The sequence below is a fragment of the Nitrospira sp. Nam74 genome (assembly GCF_965152615.1).
Map to the genome: position 1 here is coordinate 1,502,268 of NZ_OZ224220.1, position 19,408 is coordinate 1,521,675.

At 55.7% G+C, this 19,408-nt stretch carries 19 protein-coding genes; 11 read left to right on the forward strand and 8 right to left on the reverse strand.

Annotation, left to right across the window (positions count from 1 at the left end):
• Positions 1-339: 339 nt before the first annotated feature.
• Genes ACWHYZ_RS07255 through ACWHYZ_RS07265 form a run of 3 tightly spaced genes read left to right on the forward strand, consistent with a single transcriptional unit; the run spans position 340 to position 1,723 of the window.
• Positions 340-969, forward strand: a complete 630-nt coding sequence (locus ACWHYZ_RS07255) for an RNA polymerase sigma factor (protein WP_447986609.1) — start codon at positions 340-342, stop codon at positions 967-969.
• On the forward strand, positions 966-1,283 hold the full coding sequence (locus tag ACWHYZ_RS07260; protein ID WP_447986610.1) for a hypothetical protein: 318 nt from the start codon (positions 966-968) through the stop codon (positions 1,281-1,283). The genes ACWHYZ_RS07255 and ACWHYZ_RS07260 overlap by 4 nt, the downstream gene beginning before the upstream one ends.
• Positions 1,280-1,723 carry a hypothetical protein gene (locus ACWHYZ_RS07265; RefSeq protein WP_447986611.1) on the forward strand — a complete coding sequence of 148 codons (444 nt, stop codon included), beginning with the start codon at positions 1,280-1,282 and terminating at the stop codon, positions 1,721-1,723. Before ACWHYZ_RS07260 ends, ACWHYZ_RS07265 begins: the two co-directional genes overlap by 4 nt.
• Before the next feature lie 38 nt (positions 1,724-1,761).
• On the opposite strand, the gene ACWHYZ_RS07270 is transcribed toward ACWHYZ_RS07265, so the two are convergent.
• Both ACWHYZ_RS07270 and ACWHYZ_RS07275 read right to left on the reverse strand, forming a co-directional pair.
• Positions 1,762-1,986: a hypothetical protein gene (locus tag ACWHYZ_RS07270; RefSeq protein WP_447986612.1), complete on the reverse strand. Its 225-nt coding sequence runs from the start codon at positions 1,984-1,986 to the stop codon at positions 1,762-1,764.
• 352 nt (positions 1,987-2,338) lie between these two features.
• On the reverse strand, positions 2,339-3,832 hold the full coding sequence (locus ACWHYZ_RS07275) for a potassium/proton antiporter (protein WP_447986613.1): 1,494 nt from the start codon (positions 3,830-3,832) through the stop codon (positions 2,339-2,341).
• Positions 3,833-4,238: 406 nt separating this feature from the next.
• Here ACWHYZ_RS07275 and ACWHYZ_RS07280 point away from each other — a divergent pair, with 406 nt between their 5' ends.
• The 4 genes from ACWHYZ_RS07280 to ACWHYZ_RS07295 all read left to right on the forward strand — a co-directional run bounded on the left by ACWHYZ_RS07280 (position 4,239) and on the right by ACWHYZ_RS07295 (position 7,087).
• Positions 4,239-4,439 (forward strand): hypothetical protein, encoded by a 201-nt coding sequence (locus ACWHYZ_RS07280; protein WP_447986614.1) that lies wholly within the window; start codon positions 4,239-4,241, stop codon positions 4,437-4,439.
• A gap of 344 nt (positions 4,440-4,783) precedes the next feature.
• Positions 4,784-5,200: a PEGA domain-containing protein gene (locus ACWHYZ_RS07285; protein ID WP_447986615.1), complete on the forward strand. Its 417-nt coding sequence runs from the start codon at positions 4,784-4,786 to the stop codon at positions 5,198-5,200.
• A gap of 144 nt (positions 5,201-5,344) precedes the next feature.
• Entirely contained in the window at positions 5,345-6,007 is a 663-nt protein-coding gene (locus ACWHYZ_RS07290) for an OmpA family protein (protein ID WP_447986616.1), read from the forward strand.
• A gap of 255 nt (positions 6,008-6,262) precedes the next feature.
• Positions 6,263-7,087, forward strand: coding sequence for an ROK family protein (locus ACWHYZ_RS07295; protein WP_447986617.1), 825 nt, complete (start codon positions 6,263-6,265; stop codon positions 7,085-7,087).
• Positions 7,088-7,943: 856 nt separating this feature from the next.
• Here the strand turns inward: ACWHYZ_RS07295 and ACWHYZ_RS07300 are convergent.
• The gene (locus ACWHYZ_RS07300) at positions 7,944-8,846 is read right to left on the reverse strand and encodes an NAD(P)-dependent oxidoreductase (RefSeq protein WP_447986618.1); all 903 of its coding nucleotides are present in this window, start codon (positions 8,844-8,846) and stop codon (positions 7,944-7,946) included.
• A 186-nt stretch (positions 8,847-9,032) separates the two neighbouring features.
• Positions 9,033-9,818 (reverse strand): PEP-CTERM sorting domain-containing protein, encoded by a 786-nt coding sequence (locus ACWHYZ_RS07305; RefSeq protein WP_447986619.1) that lies wholly within the window; start codon positions 9,816-9,818, stop codon positions 9,033-9,035.
• A 414-nt stretch (positions 9,819-10,232) separates the two neighbouring features.
• On the opposite strand from ACWHYZ_RS07305, the gene ACWHYZ_RS07310 reads away from it, so the two are divergent.
• Positions 10,233-10,862: a type IV pilin protein gene (locus ACWHYZ_RS07310; protein ID WP_447986620.1), complete on the forward strand. Its 630-nt coding sequence runs from the start codon at positions 10,233-10,235 to the stop codon at positions 10,860-10,862.
• 74 nt (positions 10,863-10,936) lie between these two features.
• Here ACWHYZ_RS07310 and ACWHYZ_RS07315 read toward each other — a convergent pair whose 3' ends face one another.
• Positions 10,937-12,070, reverse strand: coding sequence for a dipeptide epimerase (locus ACWHYZ_RS07315; protein WP_447986621.1), 1,134 nt, complete (start codon positions 12,068-12,070; stop codon positions 10,937-10,939).
• Positions 12,071-12,228: 158 nt separating this feature from the next.
• Between ACWHYZ_RS07315 and ACWHYZ_RS07320 the strand changes: the two genes are divergently transcribed.
• The 3 genes from ACWHYZ_RS07320 (at position 12,229) to ACWHYZ_RS07330 (ending at position 14,887) form a co-directional block, all read left to right on the forward strand.
• Entirely contained in the window at positions 12,229-12,801 is a 573-nt protein-coding gene (locus tag ACWHYZ_RS07320) for a Slp family lipoprotein (RefSeq protein WP_447986622.1), read from the forward strand.
• Positions 12,802-12,961: 160 nt separating this feature from the next.
• Complete coding sequence (locus ACWHYZ_RS07325; protein ID WP_447986623.1) at positions 12,962-14,677, forward strand: hypothetical protein; 1,716 nt, start codon at positions 12,962-12,964, stop codon at positions 14,675-14,677.
• A gap of 18 nt (positions 14,678-14,695) precedes the next feature.
• Positions 14,696-14,887 carry a DUF3565 domain-containing protein gene (locus tag ACWHYZ_RS07330; protein ID WP_447986624.1) on the forward strand — a complete coding sequence of 64 codons (192 nt, stop codon included), beginning with the start codon at positions 14,696-14,698 and terminating at the stop codon, positions 14,885-14,887.
• A 36-nt stretch (positions 14,888-14,923) separates the two neighbouring features.
• Here the strand turns inward: ACWHYZ_RS07330 and ACWHYZ_RS07335 are convergent, their stop codons facing one another.
• The 3 genes from ACWHYZ_RS07335 to ACWHYZ_RS07345 all read right to left on the reverse strand — a co-directional run bounded on the left by ACWHYZ_RS07335 (position 14,924) and on the right by ACWHYZ_RS07345 (position 19,408).
• Positions 14,924-17,317: a glycoside hydrolase family 65 protein gene (locus ACWHYZ_RS07335; RefSeq protein WP_447986625.1), complete on the reverse strand. Its 2,394-nt coding sequence runs from the start codon at positions 17,315-17,317 to the stop codon at positions 14,924-14,926.
• A gap of 113 nt (positions 17,318-17,430) precedes the next feature.
• Complete coding sequence (locus tag ACWHYZ_RS07340; protein ID WP_447986626.1) at positions 17,431-18,183, reverse strand: HAD family hydrolase; 753 nt, start codon at positions 18,181-18,183, stop codon at positions 17,431-17,433.
• A gap of 178 nt (positions 18,184-18,361) precedes the next feature.
• Positions 18,362-19,408, reverse strand: coding sequence for an NAD(P)-dependent alcohol dehydrogenase (locus ACWHYZ_RS07345; RefSeq protein ID WP_447986627.1), 1,047 nt, complete (start codon positions 19,406-19,408; stop codon positions 18,362-18,364).

The window sequence follows — 19,408 nt, forward strand, 5'->3', positions numbered from 1 at the left end:
CTAGCTTCTGGGGTAACTGTCGGTATCATCATAATATATCGCCTCGGCAAAAGTACCTGACCGGCAGGACGCGTGACCTGCAGAATCGTTCTTTCAAGCAAATGCTCAACGTTACGGCTAAAATGGCCGAATTCGTGATGGATGAGACGTAGAATACGCGGCCTTCATAGGTATAGTCGGAGAAAGTATCCGGGAGGTTACAGTGGCGAGTTCCGAGGAGGAGATCATCTGTAACCTTTTGCCGGCCTTCCCCGACTTATCCATTGAGAGCGCCTGGTACCTCTGGGTGTCGGCCCAGTTCCGGCATGCTCTCATAGCCGCGACCACCATTGCGGTAGTATGGGATTCGTTGTCGGGTGCCGCGTGGTAGCGTCCGGGTCGGGTCTGTCGGATGAGGAGATCATTCAGCGGGTAGTGGCGGGGGACACCGATCTTTTCGAGGAATTGCTGATGCGCTACCAGCAGCATGTGGGCCGGATCGTCGCAGGCCATGTTCCACGAGAGATGGTGGATGAAGTGGCGCATGATGTCTTTGTGCGGGCCTATACGTCCTTGCCGACCTATTCATTTCGGACACCGTTCTCCCACTGGCTGTCCACCATCGCGGTCCGGACTTGTTACGATGTGTGGCGAACCGTCTCAGCCCGTCAGGAAGTACCGCTGAGTGGAATGAGTGAAGCCGCAGAGGAGCAGCAACAATGGACCGAGCACGTGCTCGCGGCGGAATCCAAGGAGCGCTTTGATGCGATGGTACAGCAACAGGACGCGACCAATCTGTTGCAGTGGGCGCTGGCACAGCTTTCGCCGGAAAATCGGATGGTCGTGACTTTGGTTCATCTGGAGGGTCATTCGGTAAGGGAGGCGGCGAAGCTCTTGGGATGGACCGTTGTGAATGTGAAGGTGCGAGCGCATCGGGCCCGTCAACAACTTCGAAAAATCCTGGGCACCGTGCTGAGGGACCCCGTATGAATACGAGAAAAGAAGAACTGATCGACACACTCGAACATGTTCTGAGACGGGCATATGAAGTGCGGGAGGCGCCGCATTTCTCTCGCCAGTGGGTCGATGGCGTGGTGCGGGACATTCGCCGTCAGTCCAGCCAGGAGGCGCCGTTCTCTGAAGTGCCGCATACGATTTGGCGTGCGGCGGCTGTCATTGCGGTCGTCTCGACGCTATTTGTAGGATCGGTGTTGACCTGGACGGCGAGCCGAGACGATGCGGACTTTTCGGCGCTGCTCATGATGGCGACGGCCGACTCGATCTTATTGACCGGTGAGCCATGATCAGCGGACGACCCTCACAGCAGCGAAGGGATTGGCGAATCTGGGGCGGAGTCCTCGTGGTCTTTGTGTGCGGCCTGCTCGTCGGGACCGTGGCGACTAATGCATATTATAACTACGAACGACAGCATCGCTGGGAGCAGGGGTTCGCCGGAATGAAGCCGCGCGTGATGAAGCATCTCACGCGTGAACTGCACTTATCTGAGGGGCAGCGGCAGACGGTGGAGGCCATTGTCAGTCAGGCGGAGGCCCAATTGCTGCTATTGCGGGTTGCGCAGCAACCCCATGTGGATGACGTGCTGGTCGGGACCATCGACGCTCTCAAAGGCAACCTGACGCCGGAGCAACAAAGAAAATTGGATGAGCAGTTCAAGAATCTTCAGAAACGATGGGCATCGGACCGTGCCTATGTTCAGCAGCTTCAGTCTGGAACACGCCCTTAACGCAGCAGGGTGCACCTCGGGTTTTCTTCAATGTCCCGCTATTTTCCTTCCCAAAGATCCTGAAGCCTTTGCACCAACTGATCAGGCTTTCCAATAAGTGCATCGAGCAGCGTGAGGTCGGGCTCATCAGTCACGGCAGAGTTGAATTGGTGCGCCTGCGCAAAGGCACGCATCAGCACCAACCGCTTTTCCATTCGGCCCGGCGCGCACTCGACGTGGACAGCAACCATGGCTGCCAGTTTAGCTAACGCGTGATCGTTCATTGGCGACTAGGCATGCATGAGATCGATCGCGGCAGCGGATGAGGAAGGGTGGGAGGAGAACGCGCCTTGCGGGAGCGTTTAACCAGGACGGAGATCTTGGTGGGACTTTAGGCTTCCCAGTCGAGCTGGGCTTGCACACCATCCGCAGCACTCGACCCCCTGTAGCACAATGTTCCCCCGGGACGTTCAACTCCTCCCACATGTAAGATAGGCCCTTGGGAGGCTTCAGTCAAGGTAGTAGAAATATGAATCGAGCCCGACAAGGTCCGCCGAATGTCAAAGGATGACGGTTCGACAGCCCTCGGCGCTTGGTCTCGCATCGGTTCGGCAGCAGTATGGTCCCCATCTGGGTCTACAGAACTTCGCCGCTGGGACCCGGTATTTGCCGTGGATCGTAGGCGTCGATAATCTTCAAGGTTTCCCTGAGCATATCCTTATCGGCGAACACGAGGAGCGTGTCATGCGCTTGGAGAATAGAGCGCCCCGTTGGAATGAAGGCATATTTGTTTCTGCCGATCATCATAATGACGACCTCCTTGGGAAGCCGAAGTTCTACAATTTGCTTTCCCACGGCGAGAGACATTGGCGAGATCGTGATCTCTGCCAGCCCGGCCTTGATGCTGTCGGGTGCTTCTAACTGCAAGGAGTATTTTGGCGTCGAAGGAATCGGGGACTCCAAGCCAAGCCAGCGAGCGGCTAATGGCAACGACGTTCCCTGCAGGAGTACGGATGTCAGGACAATGAAAAACACCATGTTGAAGATCATATCGGCCTTGGGTATGCCTGCGACAAGCGGAAAGGTGCCAAGGATAATGGGAACTGCGCCACGGAGCCCAACCCAGGCAATGAATGTCTTCTCCTTTAGCGACAGACGGGTAAAGGCCAGCGTCAGAAACACACTGAGAGGGCGCGCGATCACCATTAAGAACAGAGATACCACCAGGCCGGTCCCGATAACCGGGATGATGCGAGAAGGGAAGGCCTGCAGCCCCAGCGCGAGAAACATGGTGATTTGCATCAGCCAGGCCAGGCCGTCATGAGTCCGCACTAAACTCGCCTTATGGACGAAACTGCTGTTTCCCATGATCAGCCCTGCAACATAGACGGCCAAGAAGCCATTGCCTCCAAGCTCATCGGTGATACCGTATGTGAACAGTACGAGGGAGAGCGTGAGGACCGGATAGAGGCCGTCGTATTCCAGATGCAACCTGTTGATCGCCAGGACTATCCCCTTCCCCATGATCCACCCGAGCAATGCTCCCACCGGCATCTGAAGCACGAACATCGGAAGCAGGTCCAGCAGAGAGTCCTCCTTGTTCGTCAGGAGGCTGAGGAATCCGATCGTTAAAAAGACCGCCATGGGATCGTTGGTCCCTGACTCCAGCTCCAGGAGGGGTTTCAGGGGAGGGGCCAAACTGACGTTTCTCGAACGCAAGACGGCAAAGATAGCGGCAGCATCCGTGGATGAAACAATCGAGCCAAGGAGCAGGCCTTCCAGCCAAGAGAAATCGAGAATACGCACCGCAAACCAGGCCACCAATCCGGCGGTCAAGAGGATACCAAGAGTAGAGAGTGCCACTCCTTGCCATAGAATCGGCCGAATACTTGCCCATTCCGTATCAAGCCCTCCGGCAAAGAGAATAAAGACCAAGGCCACGATGCCCAGGGATTGCGCCAGGCGAGGATAGTCGAATTCAATGCCGCCCGGCCCCTCCGACCCCGTCAGCATGCCAATGAGAATAAACAGGAGCAGAGCCGGGACGCCCAATCTGGCGGATGCTCTGCTTGCCAGCACGCTGAGAAGCAGAAGAACCGAGACCCCTAGAAAAACTGATTCTATTGGCATGATACGAAGAGATGTCGATGAATCGTGGTCATCCTGTTGTTACGCCAATGCCTAACTGGATGAAAATATTCCTTCCGCTCTTCGGCAGAGGAAGCGTCACCGCTCCATGCTTTTGGCGGGGGAATCGTTCCGATGGTCGTGATTGTGAACCTGTAGCCATGTTGCATGCTCTTCTTCGATAAATGATTGTCGAGCTCAGAATCTTCAACCGCCTAGCTTAAGGACCAGAGAGTTCTCCATCAGGACCATTGCATAGAGAGATCCATAGTACGACACAAGACAAGAGGATTCGAATGACTGCCCGAGACCTCAAAAGGGGATGAGTCGATAAGGCGCCGCCCCGGCGAGCAATTGATCAAAGACGATAGGTGGAAATCTTTTGGTGGAGGGGACACGATGGCGGGATATGCGCCGTCTGGCCTCTCGGTTCTATGGTCAAGGGTTCACCGAGGGCAAGGGATACCTGCCCAGGACGCAAGGTGACGAACGAACAACCGGGTGCGTTACGACGCAGGGTATCGCGCTTCTCGTTTTGGGCGAAGGTGACAAAGCCCTTTTCATTGACCTGGCCACGTTGTTCGTCTTCGACGGCGTCTTGGCTCCCTAGTATCATATGAGTAGAAAGTCCGGACCTTCCCGGGCTAAGCCAAAACAACAAAAGAACCACAATCGTGAGCCGGGACAGGATGCGATGGGACCGAAACACCATGAGCGTGACTGTAGTGATTAAGCGCTGCTGAATCAAGTGCCTTTTGTGAGCACCGATGCCTATATAAATTTACCTGGGTTATTCACGGGTGCAACTTCCCCTACTCGCCGCTTTGTCTTTGAAAGGACATGAAGAACGGATTCGTTCAGGAATGAGAGATGGGTCGAGACTGGTTAATTCCGCGGGATGCTGATACATAGAGTAGGCAGTTGCAGAACCTCGCGAGGACTTTGATACCTTTTATGCCGGCGCCACTCTCTCCAGTCATCAATTCCATTCTCGTACTCTTCATTCTTGTTTCCCTTCCCATGGGATGTCAGCCTCGCGAATTTATGCTGACCGTTTCTGGTGAAGACGATGCCGAAGGAGGCCATGTCTTTGTCAATGGTAAGTGGGTGGGAACCATGGCACAGGAAGGGGAGCATGGTCCGCAATTTATGATGGCCTTGCCGAAGGGCACCCTCACAATCGAGGTGAAGAAAGAGGGATATCTGCCGTTTCTCGCCGTCATTACGGTCGCGTCACAGAACGAACAGCGGGTTCACGTGAAATTAGCGCGGGATACGATTTCTGAAGAGGGAAAAATAGGCGCGCCGATCGATCAGTCTCCGAAACCCTCCCTTCCTTCCAATAGCAAGCTGCCGATTTGTCCCGATTGACTTCAATCGTTCCAGACGTTTTTGTTTGACCTTCCCACTCACTTCTCTCTATAACGTCACTACGTAAGTGAAGGTCGTATGACAACGCACCTGGATCCGCAAAGCGGTGAACGGATGTCGGTATCGAGAACTAAGGAGAAAGCTATGTTGAGAGGGTTACCCTATCTATCTGTCGTGGCCATGGCGTGTCTTGTCGTGATGAGTGGGTGCGGAGGCAAGCAGATGACCACTTCTGTACAAGACCAAAGCACGACGAAAAAGCCCGGTTTGGTGCACGCGGCATCGGCGGCTTCGGATACCATGAGAGGAACGGACATTCCGTCGTTAGCAGGGGGTGCAGGCAAAGAGTCAACGGATAGTGTTGGACCGGAAACGCATGTCTCTGATTCTCCAGTGATGGTGGCGCAGCCTCCGAAGAGTTCAGACTTACCGGTTGCCACATTGTCGTCTTCGGCGTCGCCCAGTCCTCTTTCCTCTGATAATCTGAGGGATGTGTATTTTGATTTTGACCGGGCTACCATCCGAGGGGATGCCAAAGTAACGCTGGATGAAGATGTCCGTGCACTGGCATCTCACCATCCCAAGGGGATTGTCGTGGAAGGTTATTGTGACGATCGTGGCACGTCTGAGTATAACCTGGTACTGGCAGAGCGGCGGGCCCGGTCCGTGAAAAGCTATCTGGAAGCCCTAGGCGTGAAGTACGACGTGAAAGTGGTCAGCTTCGGTAAAGAGAAGCCAGTCTGTGTCGAGCAGAATGAAGCATGCTGGCAAAAAAATCGCCGGGCCCATCTCGTCGAACAGAAGTAACGAAACGATTCCGTTATAGGTCTGGTGGATCAAACCAGGATGGAGCAACGACTGTCCATATTGTCACGCGACTGTCGGCATGGGGCTTCGGCAGCGCCCCATGGGTCCGTGCCATAGGTGGCGATCGTCTTACGCCCGTTCTTAACACCCTGCCAGCCGTGTCGGCCAAGCCCCGTCGTATGAGTGCGCGGTATGCTTACACCTTCTTCAACGGTGCTGTGAGAGAGTAGCGATAGCACGTTGAGTGGAGGTGATATGGGGACGACCGTCATCGAAAAGTCCGTGAAAGATAACGGAAAGGAAAGCGCCAAGCCGGCGAAACCACAGATCACAGCAGAAGAGAAGCCGCTTCGTACGCTGGCGATCGACATAGGGGCGACGGGCTTAAAAGCCGTCGTGCTCAACGAACTTGGTGCGCCGATCACGGAACGGGCACGTGTCAAGACTCCCGCCAGCGGTATGCCGGGAGAGGTAATGGATGCCCTGACGGCGTTGGCCCAGCAACAAGGGGAGTTCGATCGTGTGTCGGTTGGATTTCCGGGCATCATCCGTAATGGGGTGGTGAAAGATGCGCCGAACTTAGCAAGCGAGTGGAAGGATTTTAATGTCGGCGAAGTTCTCGCCGCTCGGCTTGGCAAGCCCGTTCGGGTCGCCAATGACGCCGACGTGCAAGGCTTCGGAGCCATTTCGGGGAAAGGAGTGGAGCTTGTGCTGACGCTCGGCACCGGAGTCGGCTCGTCGCTGTTCGTGAATGGTCATCTCGTCCCCAATGTCGAGGTTGGTCGAAAAAAGCTGAGTGACGCCGATCTGCAAAAAGACGGGAAAGGCAAGTGGAACAAGCGGCTAATGAAAACGGTCAAAAAGCTGGAAAAGATGTTTCACTATGACCGTCTATATATCGGTGGCGGGAATGCGCGAAGCGTGGATATCGGAGAGCATCCGGCTCATGTGACGATTGTGTCTAATCTGAATGGATTGGTCGGCGGTCTCGCGCTCTGGCGTGAGCATGCGAGCGTGATGTCATTCCATACTTCCGTACCGGCTCCGCCACAGGTGCCAGACGAGAAAAAAACGACCTAGGCTCTGAAAGGCGATACCCGTGATCCGGCGGAAATCTCCTGGCAGATCGGCGCAGGGGGACCACACTGTATGACGAGGTATCGTCAACCGCCCGTTCCGGAGCCGGCTCCTCTTCCTGATCCGGTCCCCATCCCGGCGCCAGGCCCCGAACCGATGCCCCCTCCTCATCCCGAGCCGAATCCGGCCCCGGATCGGTTCTAAACCTTCGTTCGTCAGAAGCAGATATTAGATATCACTGTACACGCTACAGTGCGGAAGATTGTTCCGGGACGAGATCTTGTTCTGATTTTCCATTCGTTTCGTTATAGTACTGCTAAATGCGATCTTCATTTCCTTCGCGATCGTACAACTGCTGGCCGATGATCTTGTTAACGATTAAAGAAAGACTTGGTTTAATACGCAACCTGCACCCATCCGCACACGTCGCCCTGTCGTGAAAAATGTATTAGCCTGGTGCTTGTCCTCTCGCAGGATCATGCTGATCCTGCCCCGAAGGATAGCTGGATTTGCATGAAGGGTGATTGAGGCCACCGGCAGTACCAGCTCAAGGACATGTCAACAACGGGTATACCCTACTACGAGTGCTTGAGCAGTCCGCGATTATTCCTGGTTCGGTTGACCGGGTTCAGTATCGCAAGGCGGGCTTGTGTATCCTGGTGATGATGCGCGTGTTGTAGATTGTTCTGCCGAAGAACCGGCCGCCTCACCATCTTGGCTACATGCACAGATGGGGGCCACTTATTCGTGGCCCCGCGCACCCTTTAATTGCGCCGTCATGTACAGTTCCTGTGCGCCGCCTTGATCTGAACAGCCGATGGTGAACCCGCGACCAGCGCAGCCAGGATCGTCACGAGTTTCATGGAGGACCGATTCTATCGATAAACGTCAGTTCGGCAATCCCCGACTTATCGAGGTCGCCTTTTCCTGCCGCCACCAGGCGTTGGTACTGCTCCGACGTCGCTTGAGCAAGCGGCAGCGACAAGCCGGCTGATTCCGCCAGTGCCAATGCGATGCCGGAATCTTTGGCGGCATGGGCAGCCGAGAAGTAACAGTCATGTGAGCGGTGTTGCATATCTTCGCCGTCCGTCTCGAGCACCCTTGACGCGGCTCCAGTTTGCGCGAACACCTCACGGAGCATGGTGAGATTCAGTCCGAGCGCTGCACCGAGCCCTAGTCCTTCGGCCAGACCGGCGGTATTGATGTTCATGACCATGTTCACCAGCGCCTTGACCTTGGCTGCCTCACCGGACGGACCGATGTAGCGCAGGCTGGCGCTGAGCGATTCGAGCAGCGGCTTGGCGGCTCGGAAAGCTTCCGGCTTGCCGCCGCACATGAGATACAATGTCCCGTTACGCGCCTGGGTGATACTGCTCGCCATGCAGGCTTCAAGACTTGTCCCGCCGTGTTGCTCCACCATCGTTTCGACTTCGACATGGACCTGAGGGGAGAGTGTGGCGCAGTTGACGAAGAGCCGGCCGTTCGCCTGTGCCAGGAGGCTGTCCGATTGCTCCGCCTTAAAGATCTGACGCATGCCGGTATCGTCGCTAATTACGGTGAAGACAGTGTTGCTCATCTCTGCCACACGGGCGGGCGTCTGTGCCGGTTCGCATCCGAGTTCATTCGCGAGCGACTGAGTCTTCATGGGGTCGACGTCATACACGGCCGTAACGGCACAGCCCTTGTCCGCAAGGCGGCGCGCCATATTCGCGCCCATTCGTCCCACTCCGACTACTCCGACACGAAATTGTGAGAGGCCCATTTGACGTCTCCTCGCTCATGAATGCTACGAAAGTCGGCGAAGTCTAGCATAGGGCGTGAGGATTGACGAGAAATGCGAGCAGGATGAAGCGGCTTCATATGAGCGGGCCGGTCGGACCAAAAACCGCTGTCGTAATCCACCAACCCATGCGCGGCAGCCCCTTCGACTGCCACGCATCGTGCCTGGTTAACGTTGGCTTTGTTGACTCCGTCGCCGCCGCAGTTGAATCATCGCGAAGCCTGCCAGTCCTGACGCTAAGAGAACAAGAGTGGCTGGTTCAGGATTGGTAATGACTACCCTCTGCTCTCCGTCGGTGAGATTATCGAATGTGGTTAGACCCTGCGACACGCCCGTGCCGAAGCTCAAAGTGCCCGACCCCGTATGAAAACTATAAAAAGTCAATCCCGCGCCGACCGTATAGCTATCGTTGAGGCCTTTCAGTTCCGCTGTCTGAATGTTGCTGCTGAAAAATCCGCCGACCGGCGCAAAGTTGACACTGACGTCGAAGGTACCCGACGCCCGAAAAGAAGAGTTGGGATCGGGAACTAGCTGAGCGGACCCACTAATCAGGCCTGTAGAACGTCCAACGAGTGTCCGGTCGGCAAAAATCTGAAGGTCAAAGCTATTAAACGTCGCCGTAAAACCTTCCGGTGTTGGTATCGCCGTTCCTGATCCCGAAAATAACGCAGAAAGGTTATAGTGGTTACCTAATCCGGTTTTTCCAACGACACTCGTTGTATCGGGATAGTAAAAGTCGGTAAAGGTTCCTCCTCCCCGCTCAGAAAATGCTCCTGTCAAAGGGTTCTGACTCAGTGCGGAGACATAATTCAGGCCGATGGAGGCTGCGGCGAATGACTTATCAGGCTCACCGATAGCTTTAGGGTTCACGGTGATGGTGTTTGCCCAAGTTGTGGACGCGTTCATCGAGACCATGACAAGTGCGACAAAAAGGCCCTTCAGAGCATCATGCATCATACATTCCTTTCAATGGCTGTTGATTCTCAGTGCCCGCGATGGGGAGTCTTTCTAGACAAGCAAAAGACACGCCTGTGAAAACAACAAAGAATGCAAGGGGTGTCAGCCACGTTGGATAAACACTGTCAGGCAAACTTGACCATCACAAGCCTGAGGATGATGAGTTTATTATTGAAGCAGCGTGGAAGAGTCCGGTCCTTATAACATGAATCGTGTACCCGAAAAACGTTATACGCGATTATCCATAGGCCACACTGCCGTCAAGCCGGCTAGACAGGTGCCGGGTGAAGGACCCACTCGTAAAGTGGAATGCCACACTCGCTTGTACGCGCTTGAGACGGCGTCCGTTAGCGCCGTGACGGGGGTGGTATACTGCAAGCTGTGCCGTTGAGGTCTGAGAGGGAGTGGTGAGTGGCGAAGCTAGGAATTGTTAGAGGGGAGCGTGGCTTTACACTGAGCGAGGTCATGGTCGTCGTGGCCATCATCGGGATTCTCGCCTCTATCGCCGGAGTTTCCTATACAGTATTTAGCGACAAAGCCAAAACGGTTGAGGCGGAAACAGCGTTAGTTGAGGTGAATCGGCTCGAGACGATGTACTACGAAGCACGTGGACAGTATTCATCTGATCTGCAAGCCATTGGCTACAGGACGACGCCGGCCTTGAAATACTATACCGTTGAAGTGGAAGTGCCTTCCGCAGCATCTGGAGTAGGATATCGGGCGACGGCCAAACCTAAGGGCGACGTGCAATTAGAACCATGGGTTTTGACGCGCTATGAAAATGGAAACACCGTTCTGGAAAAGCTCACTCTTCCAGCAATGGCTGAAAGCAGGCCAGGTGGAGGATCCGGAGGATCGGGTGATAGCTCCGGTCCGACGGAAGGCTCTCTCGAGAGTTCAGGGGTAAGCGCATCGACCAGTAAAGGGCCGGGGACCGTGATTCAAACGATCAACGGTTCTTCAGCTGCTGGAGGATCGATGAGCTCGGATAGAAATCTACCCGCCCATTCCAACCCCGTTATTCCGAGCCAGGGGCAATAAAGTCCGGAGACGTAGTGCACTCTTTTTTACCCGCCTTACTCAACGTGATGTCTACAGCCGTCTAGACCGCGACGCTATGATCCGAGCACGATTGTGTTGCCGCTCGGTTCCACCTGCATATCGAGGCCTGCGCCGAGGCAAGGCTGTAATGTCGGACCGGTGTACGAATAGCCGCCCTTTACCGGATCAGTTGCCAATAGGAGTGGGGTATCGAGGTCGAGCAGTTCAAAGCCTCCGAGTCCGAGGGCCAGGGTAAATGAGCACCCCATAGCGATACGGGTTTCCACCATCCCGCCGGCCATCAGGCGTAATCCCATCGACCGTGCGAATGTCGCGATTTCGATCGCATTCAACAGCCCGCATTTTGTAATTTTGATATTGATGAAATCGGCGGCCTCCCGGCGGGCGACGTCCTTTGCGTCCTGGAGCGATCGCACAGATTCATCGGCCGCGATCGGAATGCCCAGGTCACGTCGTAAGGCTGCCATTCCTTCCAGGTCTGCTCTTAGAACCGGTTGTTCAAGCAAGACCACGGCCGCACCGCAGGAGCTGATCTCCTTTACAAATGTCCGACACTGGGCTTCGGTGAACCCTTGATTCGCATCGATGATGAAGGCGCTATCGGGCAAGGCGTGGTGAAGCGCTTCGACCCGGCGGATATCCTGCTCCACATCCATGCCCACTTTTGTTTTGAACAGACGGAACCCCTTCGTGTACCAGCCTCGTCCAAGGGAGATGGATCGTTCGACGGTCGTGATCGGAATCGTAATGTCCGTCTCGCGCGCGCGCACATCGGCGCCGCCCCATAACGCCCACACGGGGATGCCGAGCTCGCGGCAGAGGGCATCGAGAAGCGCCGTCTCCAGCCCACACCGGGCTGCCGGATGACCCGCCGCCATCTCATGCATCGTACACGCAATCCTTTGATAGTGTGTGGCGAATTTGCCCAGCATGACAGTTGCAAGTTGCTGTGCGGCCTTCAGGCAGGAATCGCGGCTCTCACCGCCCACCTCAGGGAAGGGCGCCATTTCGCCATAGCCGACCGCGCCGCCCTGAAGCGTCAGCCGAACAAAAATGTTCTCAGCGACGAGGCGTTGCCCGGTGGCGACGACGAAAGGATCGGTGATCGGTACATCCAGCGGCCAGAGCTCGATCTTTGTAATCCGGTAACGACCGTTAGAAATCGTCGGACTCTCAGTAATGGTCACGGTGCGCCTCTCTCGGCAAAACTATACCGAATGTGGCTTCCACGAGCCAGGGCTCTCTTGCTTAAGTGCTGGAAATCGTCCGAGGTGTATGCCAACATGATTTCCTTTCCGGGGCACCGACGCGCAGGTTGCTGGGCACGCAATGATGTGAGGTTTGCATGCGAATGGGAAGGGATATAGTACTGACGGCCATGCGGACTTCGGCCACGATCGTTGGAGTGGTCTGCCTGCTCTCGGCCTGCTCCTCGACGCTCCCTCGTCAGTACATTCACCAAGCTGAGCCGGGTGTGACGCTGACCATGCTCGCCTCGAATCCGGATCAATACAGGGACAAGGTCGTGATCCTCGGCGGCGTCATTGTCGAAGAAAGACAGATGGGCGACCATCTCTTTCTGCGGCTTAGGAACCGTCCCTTGGATAAAGACTATATGCCTCATCGACCACCCTCTCTTGAGAGTCCTGAAGCCGGTCATTATTGGGTGATGTTGAGGCGACAGGAGCTTCCGACAGACTATCGGCAATGGGCTCGCGTGACTGTCGTCGGGCAGGTTGCAGGCAAACGGCCCAGTTCGGGAGAGCCCAAGAGCGAGTCGGAACCCGTGCTGGCCGCCTTATACCTGCGCGGGTGGGGTGACGCAGTGATGAGTAACGGAACCTCCAAGGCCACGGTGGATCGGAATTATATAATGTCGGTGCCGAAAGAGGCGCAAGGCGAATTCGGCCTGCAGTAAGTGCTCGTGCTTCGATGACCCTGGTCATTCGGAGTCTTTCACCCCTTCAGCAATGCAGATGCTCTTTTTGGCCTGTCCATTCTCGCAATGTCAATTATGGATACGCCGATCGTTTTTCTCGTATTGAGTCGTAGACACCGGTGCATGTGAGGTGAACAGCATGAATGTCTTCCGACATCGTCAAGAGGCATTGCTCTTTGCGTTTGTTATCATAATGTTCTCCATGGCGCATGCCATTCCTCCTGCTCAATCGGAGTCAGCAGAGCTGAATGAGAATGTGCCGCTTTTCGGGAACCTAGGCACACTCCATCACAAGATCACGACGGCTCATCCTCGTGCACAAGAGTACTTTAACCAAGGGCTGCGATTCATCTATGCCTTCAATCATGAGGAAGCGATACGGTCGTTTGAACAGGCCGCCATGCTCGATCCTGACGCGGCCATGGCCTACTGGGGCATTGCCTATGCGCTGGGCCCGAACATCAACGCTCCGATGGATCGGGAACAAGAAAGACGGGCGTATGAGGCGGTTCAGAAAGCCAAAGCCAAGGCGGGACGCGAGACGCCGCGAGAGCGGGCCTACATCGACGCGTTGACCGTTCGCTATTCAATTGCACCGGATGCCGATCGCCACGCGCTTGATGGAGCCTATGCGGACAGGATGCGACACCTCTACCGGGATGATCCGACGGACGCCGATGCCGCGACGATGTTTGCCGAGGCGTTGATGAATCTGCGACCGTGGGATTATTGGACTCACGACGGACAACCGCGACCGGACACCATGGAGATCGTCGGAACCCTCGAGGAGACGCTTGAGCGCAATCCCAACCATATCGGGGCGTGTCACTATTACATCCATGCCGTTGAAGCCTGGCAGCCTGAACGTGCAGTACCGTGCGCGGAGCGGCTGCCACGCCTAGCGCCGGGCGCTGGACATCTCGTTCATATGCCGTCACACATTTATATTCGGGTGGGGCGGTATGAGGAAGCGGCCGAACGAAACCGGCATGCGATATCGGCTGATCGTCATTATTTAGAGGGACGTCACGTGTCGGGGATGTACCCCATCGGGTACTACCCTCATAATATTCATTTCTTATGGTCTGCATTGATCATGCAGGGCCGCAGTGAAGAGGCGTTGAAGGTTGGCCATGAGCTCATTCCAGCGGTGTCCCCCGACACGATTCGTCAGGCGCCGGAGTTAGAATTCTTACTGTCGCCGCCTTTGCTCACAATGGTCCGTTTTGGACACTGGGACAACGTCTTGCGCCTGCCTGCGCCACCGGCTGATTTGGCGTACAGCCTTGCACTTTGGCACTACGCGCGTGGCCTCGCACTGACGGCGAAAGGACAACCGGGGCCGGCTAAGGAGGCCCGTCAGAAGCTTCAAGAGATATCAGATGCTACCACGCCCGAGAGGATAGTCGGACTCAACTCGGCGAAGGTATTGCTTGGCATTGCCTTGCATGTGTTGGACGGTCAGATAGCGGCGAAGAGCGGCCAGGTAGAAAAAGCGATGGCAGATTTCGAGCAAGCCGTGCGGCTTCAGGACGGGCTTCGGTACTATGAGCCGCCTGACTGGTACTATCCGGTCCGGGAATCGTTGGGCCGGTTCTTGTTCGCAGCAGGTCATGCGGGCGAAGCCGAACGGGTATTTCGAGAAGACCTCAGGCGCACGCCGGAAAACCCGTGGTCATTGCATGGCCTTGCGGAAAGCCTGCACGTGCAGAAGAAGGAGCTGGACGGTGCGACGATCAATGAACGATTCCAAAAGGCCTGGTCTGCTGCCGATATGGAATTCCAACCCTCACGCTTCGAAGCCTTCCTCGCTGGCGATCCTATGGCGGAAACGAAAAAAGACCCCTCTCGATAACGACGTCATGGGACGGTGATGCATCAACCGATTATTGGATTTCATCAGGACGAACACGGGGACTGGGTCGCCGACCTCGCATGCGGACATGGACAGCACGTGCGTCATCAGCCGCCGTTCGTGAGTCGGCCTTGGGTGGTGACCGAAGTAGGGCGGAGCGGGCATCTGGGACAGTCTCTCGATTGTAAAAAATGTGAAGGAAACGGGTAGCGTGTCTATGTGGAGATAGAATTGCCACCGAGAGCCTTAACTCTTTTGAGTGGCGTCTGCAATCCAATTCGGTTGAACCGAGGATGGCGCCTCAGGCGAAAGCTGAATCTCATACTCTTCATGACTGATGGTCAGGCGGGGACCCGTATGTAGGGTATACCGAGTATGGGTCCGGCCGGCATCAACTTCAAGTATTTGCCCCTTGACGATGAGCTGGAACCGCAGACGCTCGAGGGCGGGTGGAATTCTTGGTCGGAACGCGAGCTGACCGCCATAGTCCCGCATGCCGGCGAAACCGTAGACGAAGACCATCCAGACTCCTCCCATTGCCGCGATATGGCATCCATCTTTGACGTTTCCGGCGACGTCCCCCAGATCCATAAGCGAGGCCACGCGAGCATAATCCACGGCTTTCGCCATGTCACCGATTTCTGCGGCCATGATGCTTTGAATGCAGGGAGACAACGAAGAATCGCCCGTCGTGAGGGGATCATAGAACTCAAAGTTGCGCTTTTTCAGGTCGGCCGAAAACTCGTGTGGTAGCAACAACATGGCAAGGACGAGATCGGCCTGCTTGATAACTTGATGCCGATAGATCATTAAGGGATGAAAGAATAAGAGCAAGGGGTACTTATCTAGAGGGGTATGTTCAAAATCCCAAGGCTCGTGTTTCAGAAACGCGTCGTCTTGCGGCGTGACGCCCAGGATTGCATCGTAGGAAATATACATGGCGTCAGCGGCATTCTTCCATTCGCTCACCTCGGCGAAGTCCAGCTTCGTCTTGTGCACCAGGGCCGTATACAAAGCCGGTCTCTCTCGTCGCAATGTTTCGACCGTCGCCGCCGCATACCGGAGATTTTCACGAGCCATCAGATTCGTGTACATGTTGTTGTCTACAACGGTATTGTACTCGTCCGGCCCTGTGACCCCATGGATGCAGAATTTACCTTCCTGGCGATTATTGTAAAATCCCAAATCAAACCACAGGCGAGCGGTTTCGACCAGCATTTCGGCGCCTTCATCAAAAAGAAACTCCTGATCGTCAGTGGCCTGCACGTATTTCTTTAAGGCGTACATGATATCGGCGTTGATGTGATATTGTGCCGTCCCCGCTGCATAGTAAGCAGACGCCTCTTCTCCATTGATGGTCCGCCATGGAAACATGGCGCCCTTCTGACTCAACTGCCGTGCGCGCTCTCTGGCCATATCCAGCAGCCCATGGCGGAACCGGAGCAGGTTCTTCGCAATACGCGGGGCGGTATAGATCAGGAACGGCAGCACGTAGATTTCCGTGTCCCAGAAGTAGTGGCCTTCATAAGCCTGTCCCGTCAGACCTTTCGCGGGCACACCGGTGGTGTCGGCTCGAGCCGATGCCTGCAGCACATGGAAGAGATTAAACCGGATCGCCTGCTGTACTTGGGTCGTTGATCGCGTGGCGCTCCTGGCGTCCACGGTTATCTGTACATCGCTGCGCCGCCAAAAATCCTGCATATACCGCTCTTGCTCCTGCAGCAATTGCGGAAATCCGTTCGCCACGCCGCGGTCGAGCGTGCGTTCTACCCGAGCGCACATTTCTTCCGGCGGCGCGGTCCGACTCGTGTGATAGCCGATGTATTTCACCAGGGTGATCGGCTGACCCGGTTGTGCGTCGATGCTCATCACCACTTGTCCGGCATCTTTCGTATAGTGCGTCTGCCAGCTCGTGGTACATTCGGTTTCAAGTCGGTGATCGATGGCGCAGGAGAGGATCATCCGGCTCTTGGCAGTGCTATGGCAGAGGACGATGCGAGGTTCCTTGGCATATCCGGCACGGGGATGCAGGACCTTGCTGGTAAAGACCTTGGCCTGTCTCGGATCGTGATTCACCCGATTGACGGGGGGCTCATTCGCGATCATTTCAGAGGAGAGGACCACAGGGGCTGCGGCATTCAACATGGTGACTTGATAGAAGATCGCAGCCAGATGCCGATGTTCAAATGACACGAGTCGGCGTGTTTTGATCGAGACGTGCTTCCCGGCTGGCGTCTCCCAGAGGATGTCCCGGTCTAACGTGCCGGATTTCATATTCAGGCGCCGATCAAAACTGAGGACATGGGCATGAGGCAGCCAGAACGGTTCATCGTCAACGTAGAGCTTGATAATCTTCGTATCGGTGACGTTGAGAATCGTTTGTCCGTGGGTCGCGAGTCCATACGCTTTTTCCGGATACAGAATCTCCCATGCTTCATAAAAACCATTGATGAACGTTCCGTTTTGACCGATGGGCCCGCCTTCTTCAAAGGTGCCGCGCATCCCGAGATAGCCATTCCCTACGGCAAACATCGTTTCGCCCTGTTGGAGCAGCTCGGGCATGAATTGTTTCTCCACCATATTCCATTCGTCAGGTGGATAGATGTGCGGCGCTGGTTGAAAGCGAGGACGATGAATCATGAGCACTCAGATGTATATGATGAGGCGATCACCACCGCCGTTAGGGAAACGCACAGAATATGAGCCGAGACCAGGAATGTCGTGCACGGGTGCCGATCACATCTGTGAACAGTCTACGTCTTGCTCTCATGAGGCAGGAATTCCGCTAAATCGGCCGCCACAATATCCGCGCCATGTTGCCGTAACGCTTCGGCTTGATTCCTCCGGTCCAAGCCGATGACCAGGCCAAAGCCGCCCTTGCGGCCTGCCTCGACGCCCGCCAGCGCATCCTCAATAATTATGGCTTGGGGGGGAGGAACGTCCAATCGCCGAGCGGCTTCCACAAATGTATCCGGCGCAGGCTTGCCACGAAGATGCAGGCGCTGTGCTTCATGGCCGTCGATCCGTGTATCGAACAGCGGTGTCAGGCCAGCGGTTTCGATGACCTGTTGAGCATGGTTACTGGAGGAGACGACGGCGGTTTTCATTCCATGGTCTCGAACCATTCGAAGAAATCGCACCGTGCCCGGGTAGACCTCGACGCCCGTCTCTCTTAGATAGGTTTGAAAATATCCATCCTTCTTATTGCCCAGACCGTAAATCGTGTTCTCCTCAGGCCCGTCGGTGGGAGTGCCCCAAGGAAGCGCAATCCCACGTGAATCCAAGAAACTCTTCACCCCTTCGTAGCGCGGCTTGCCGTCCACGTACTGACGATAATCGTGCTCGATATCGAAGGGCCGGAAAGGTTGATCGGTGCGGATTGAGTCGGCCTTCAGATAGTCGTTAAAAAGATGCCGCCAGGCGCGAGCGTGCACGGCAGCGGTTTTTGTCACGACCCCGTCTAGGTCAAACAGGGCGGCTTTGAAGCGCGCGACATCCAGCGGCATCGTCGCACCGAGAGAGGCTGCATTCTGAGTAGTGCGCGGGCCGTCCACCATAGTCCGTAAGTGTTAAACAATCAGTCGGCCCAGGGTATCGGTGTATGAAGAGAAGGAAGGTAGGCTTTGCTTGACATAGGCAGTTCGATCATCCGACACCGAATCTAGACCGACAGCGCTGCGTCGTTTACTTGAGTGAACTGAGATCGATGACGAAACGGTAGCGCACATCCCCCTGAAGCATCCGCTCATACGCGTCATTGACCTGTTGTATGGGAATGACTTCAACATCCGAGTCGACATCGTGCTTGGCGCAGAAGTCGAGCATCTCCTGAGTTTCTCGGATCCCGCCGATGAGTGATCCTACCAGCCGGCGTCTGCGCATGATGAGTGGAAACGCGCCGAGCGGGGCCCCCTTGTCGGGCGCACCTACGAGAATCATCGTGCCATCCGTCTTTAGTAGCTCGAGATAGGCGCCGTAATCATGTTCGGCGGACACCGTGTCAATGATGAAATCGAAGTGCCGAGCCAGTGTGGTGAAGGTATCCGGATTCGACGTACTGACGAAATGCGCCGCGCCGAGACGTGTGGCGTCTGAACGTTTGTTCTCCGAGTGGCTGAAGACAGTGACCTCTGCTCCAAACTTCGCTCCAAACTTGATCGCCATATGTCCGAGTCCGCCGAGTCCCACCACGCCCAGCGTATGCCCTTGGCCCAGGCCCCAATGCCGAAGCGGGGAGTACGTCGTAATTCCGGCACACAGCAGCGGTGCGGCACGTTCGGGGGCAAGTCGATCGGGAATGTGTAAGACGTACCGTTCGTCCACCACAATCTGGTCCGAATAGCCGCCATACGTACGTGTCGTGCCGTCCTTCTCCGTGCTGTTGTAAGTATAGACACACTGCGTCTCGCAGTATTGCTCAAGTCCGCTACGGCAGGAATGGCATTGACGGCAGGAATCGACAAAGCATCCGACTCCGGCGGTATCACCCGCATGGAACCCTTTGACTGCCGATCCCACTTGCTTCACCGTTCCCACGATTTCATGACCGGGGACCAAGGGAAACACCGAGCCACCCCATTCATCTTTGACTTGATGGAGGTCGGAGTGGCACATGCCGCAATAGCGGATCTGAATGAGGACGTCGTGTGGCCCGACATCTCGCCGTGAGAAGGTGAAGGGCTCCATGGGAGAACCGGCAGCCATGGCCGCATATCCACGTGTTGCCAACAT

Coding starts and splice junctions, on each gene's coding strand:
- ACWHYZ_RS07270 (WP_447986612.1), bottom strand. CDS start 1,986: ATGAACGATCACGCGTTAGCTAAACTGGCAGCCATGGTTGCTGTCCAC.
- ACWHYZ_RS07305 (WP_447986619.1), bottom strand. CDS start 9,818: ATGCATGATGCTCTGAAGGGCCTTTTTGTCGCACTTGTCATGGTCTCG.
- ACWHYZ_RS07335 (WP_447986625.1), bottom strand. CDS start 17,317: ATGATTCATCGTCCTCGCTTTCAACCAGCGCCGCACATCTATCCACCT.
- ACWHYZ_RS07290 (WP_447986616.1), top strand. CDS start 5,345: ATGTTGAGAGGGTTACCCTATCTATCTGTCGTGGCCATGGCGTGTCTT.
- ACWHYZ_RS07320 (WP_447986622.1), top strand. CDS start 12,229: ATGCGAATGGGAAGGGATATAGTACTGACGGCCATGCGGACTTCGGCC.
- ACWHYZ_RS07265 (WP_447986611.1), top strand. CDS start 1,280: ATGATCAGCGGACGACCCTCACAGCAGCGAAGGGATTGGCGAATCTGG.
- ACWHYZ_RS07325 (WP_447986623.1), top strand. CDS start 12,962: ATGAATGTCTTCCGACATCGTCAAGAGGCATTGCTCTTTGCGTTTGTT.
- ACWHYZ_RS07330 (WP_447986624.1), top strand. CDS start 14,696: ATGCATCAACCGATTATTGGATTTCATCAGGACGAACACGGGGACTGG.
- ACWHYZ_RS07300 (WP_447986618.1), bottom strand. CDS start 8,846: ATGGGCCTCTCACAATTTCGTGTCGGAGTAGTCGGAGTGGGACGAATG.
- ACWHYZ_RS07345 (WP_447986627.1), bottom strand. CDS start 19,408: ATGTTGGCAACACGTGGATATGCGGCCATGGCTGCCGGTTCTCCCATG.
- ACWHYZ_RS07255 (WP_447986609.1), top strand. CDS start 340: ATGGGATTCGTTGTCGGGTGCCGCGTGGTAGCGTCCGGGTCGGGTCTG.
- ACWHYZ_RS07340 (WP_447986626.1), bottom strand. CDS start 18,183: ATGCCGCTGGATGTCGCGCGCTTCAAAGCCGCCCTGTTTGACCTAGAC.
- ACWHYZ_RS07275 (WP_447986613.1), bottom strand. CDS start 3,832: ATGCCAATAGAATCAGTTTTTCTAGGGGTCTCGGTTCTTCTGCTTCTC.
- ACWHYZ_RS07280 (WP_447986614.1), top strand. CDS start 4,239: ATGCGCCGTCTGGCCTCTCGGTTCTATGGTCAAGGGTTCACCGAGGGC.
- ACWHYZ_RS07295 (WP_447986617.1), top strand. CDS start 6,263: ATGGGGACGACCGTCATCGAAAAGTCCGTGAAAGATAACGGAAAGGAA.
- ACWHYZ_RS07285 (WP_447986615.1), top strand. CDS start 4,784: ATGCCGGCGCCACTCTCTCCAGTCATCAATTCCATTCTCGTACTCTTC.
- ACWHYZ_RS07260 (WP_447986610.1), top strand. CDS start 966: ATGAATACGAGAAAAGAAGAACTGATCGACACACTCGAACATGTTCTG.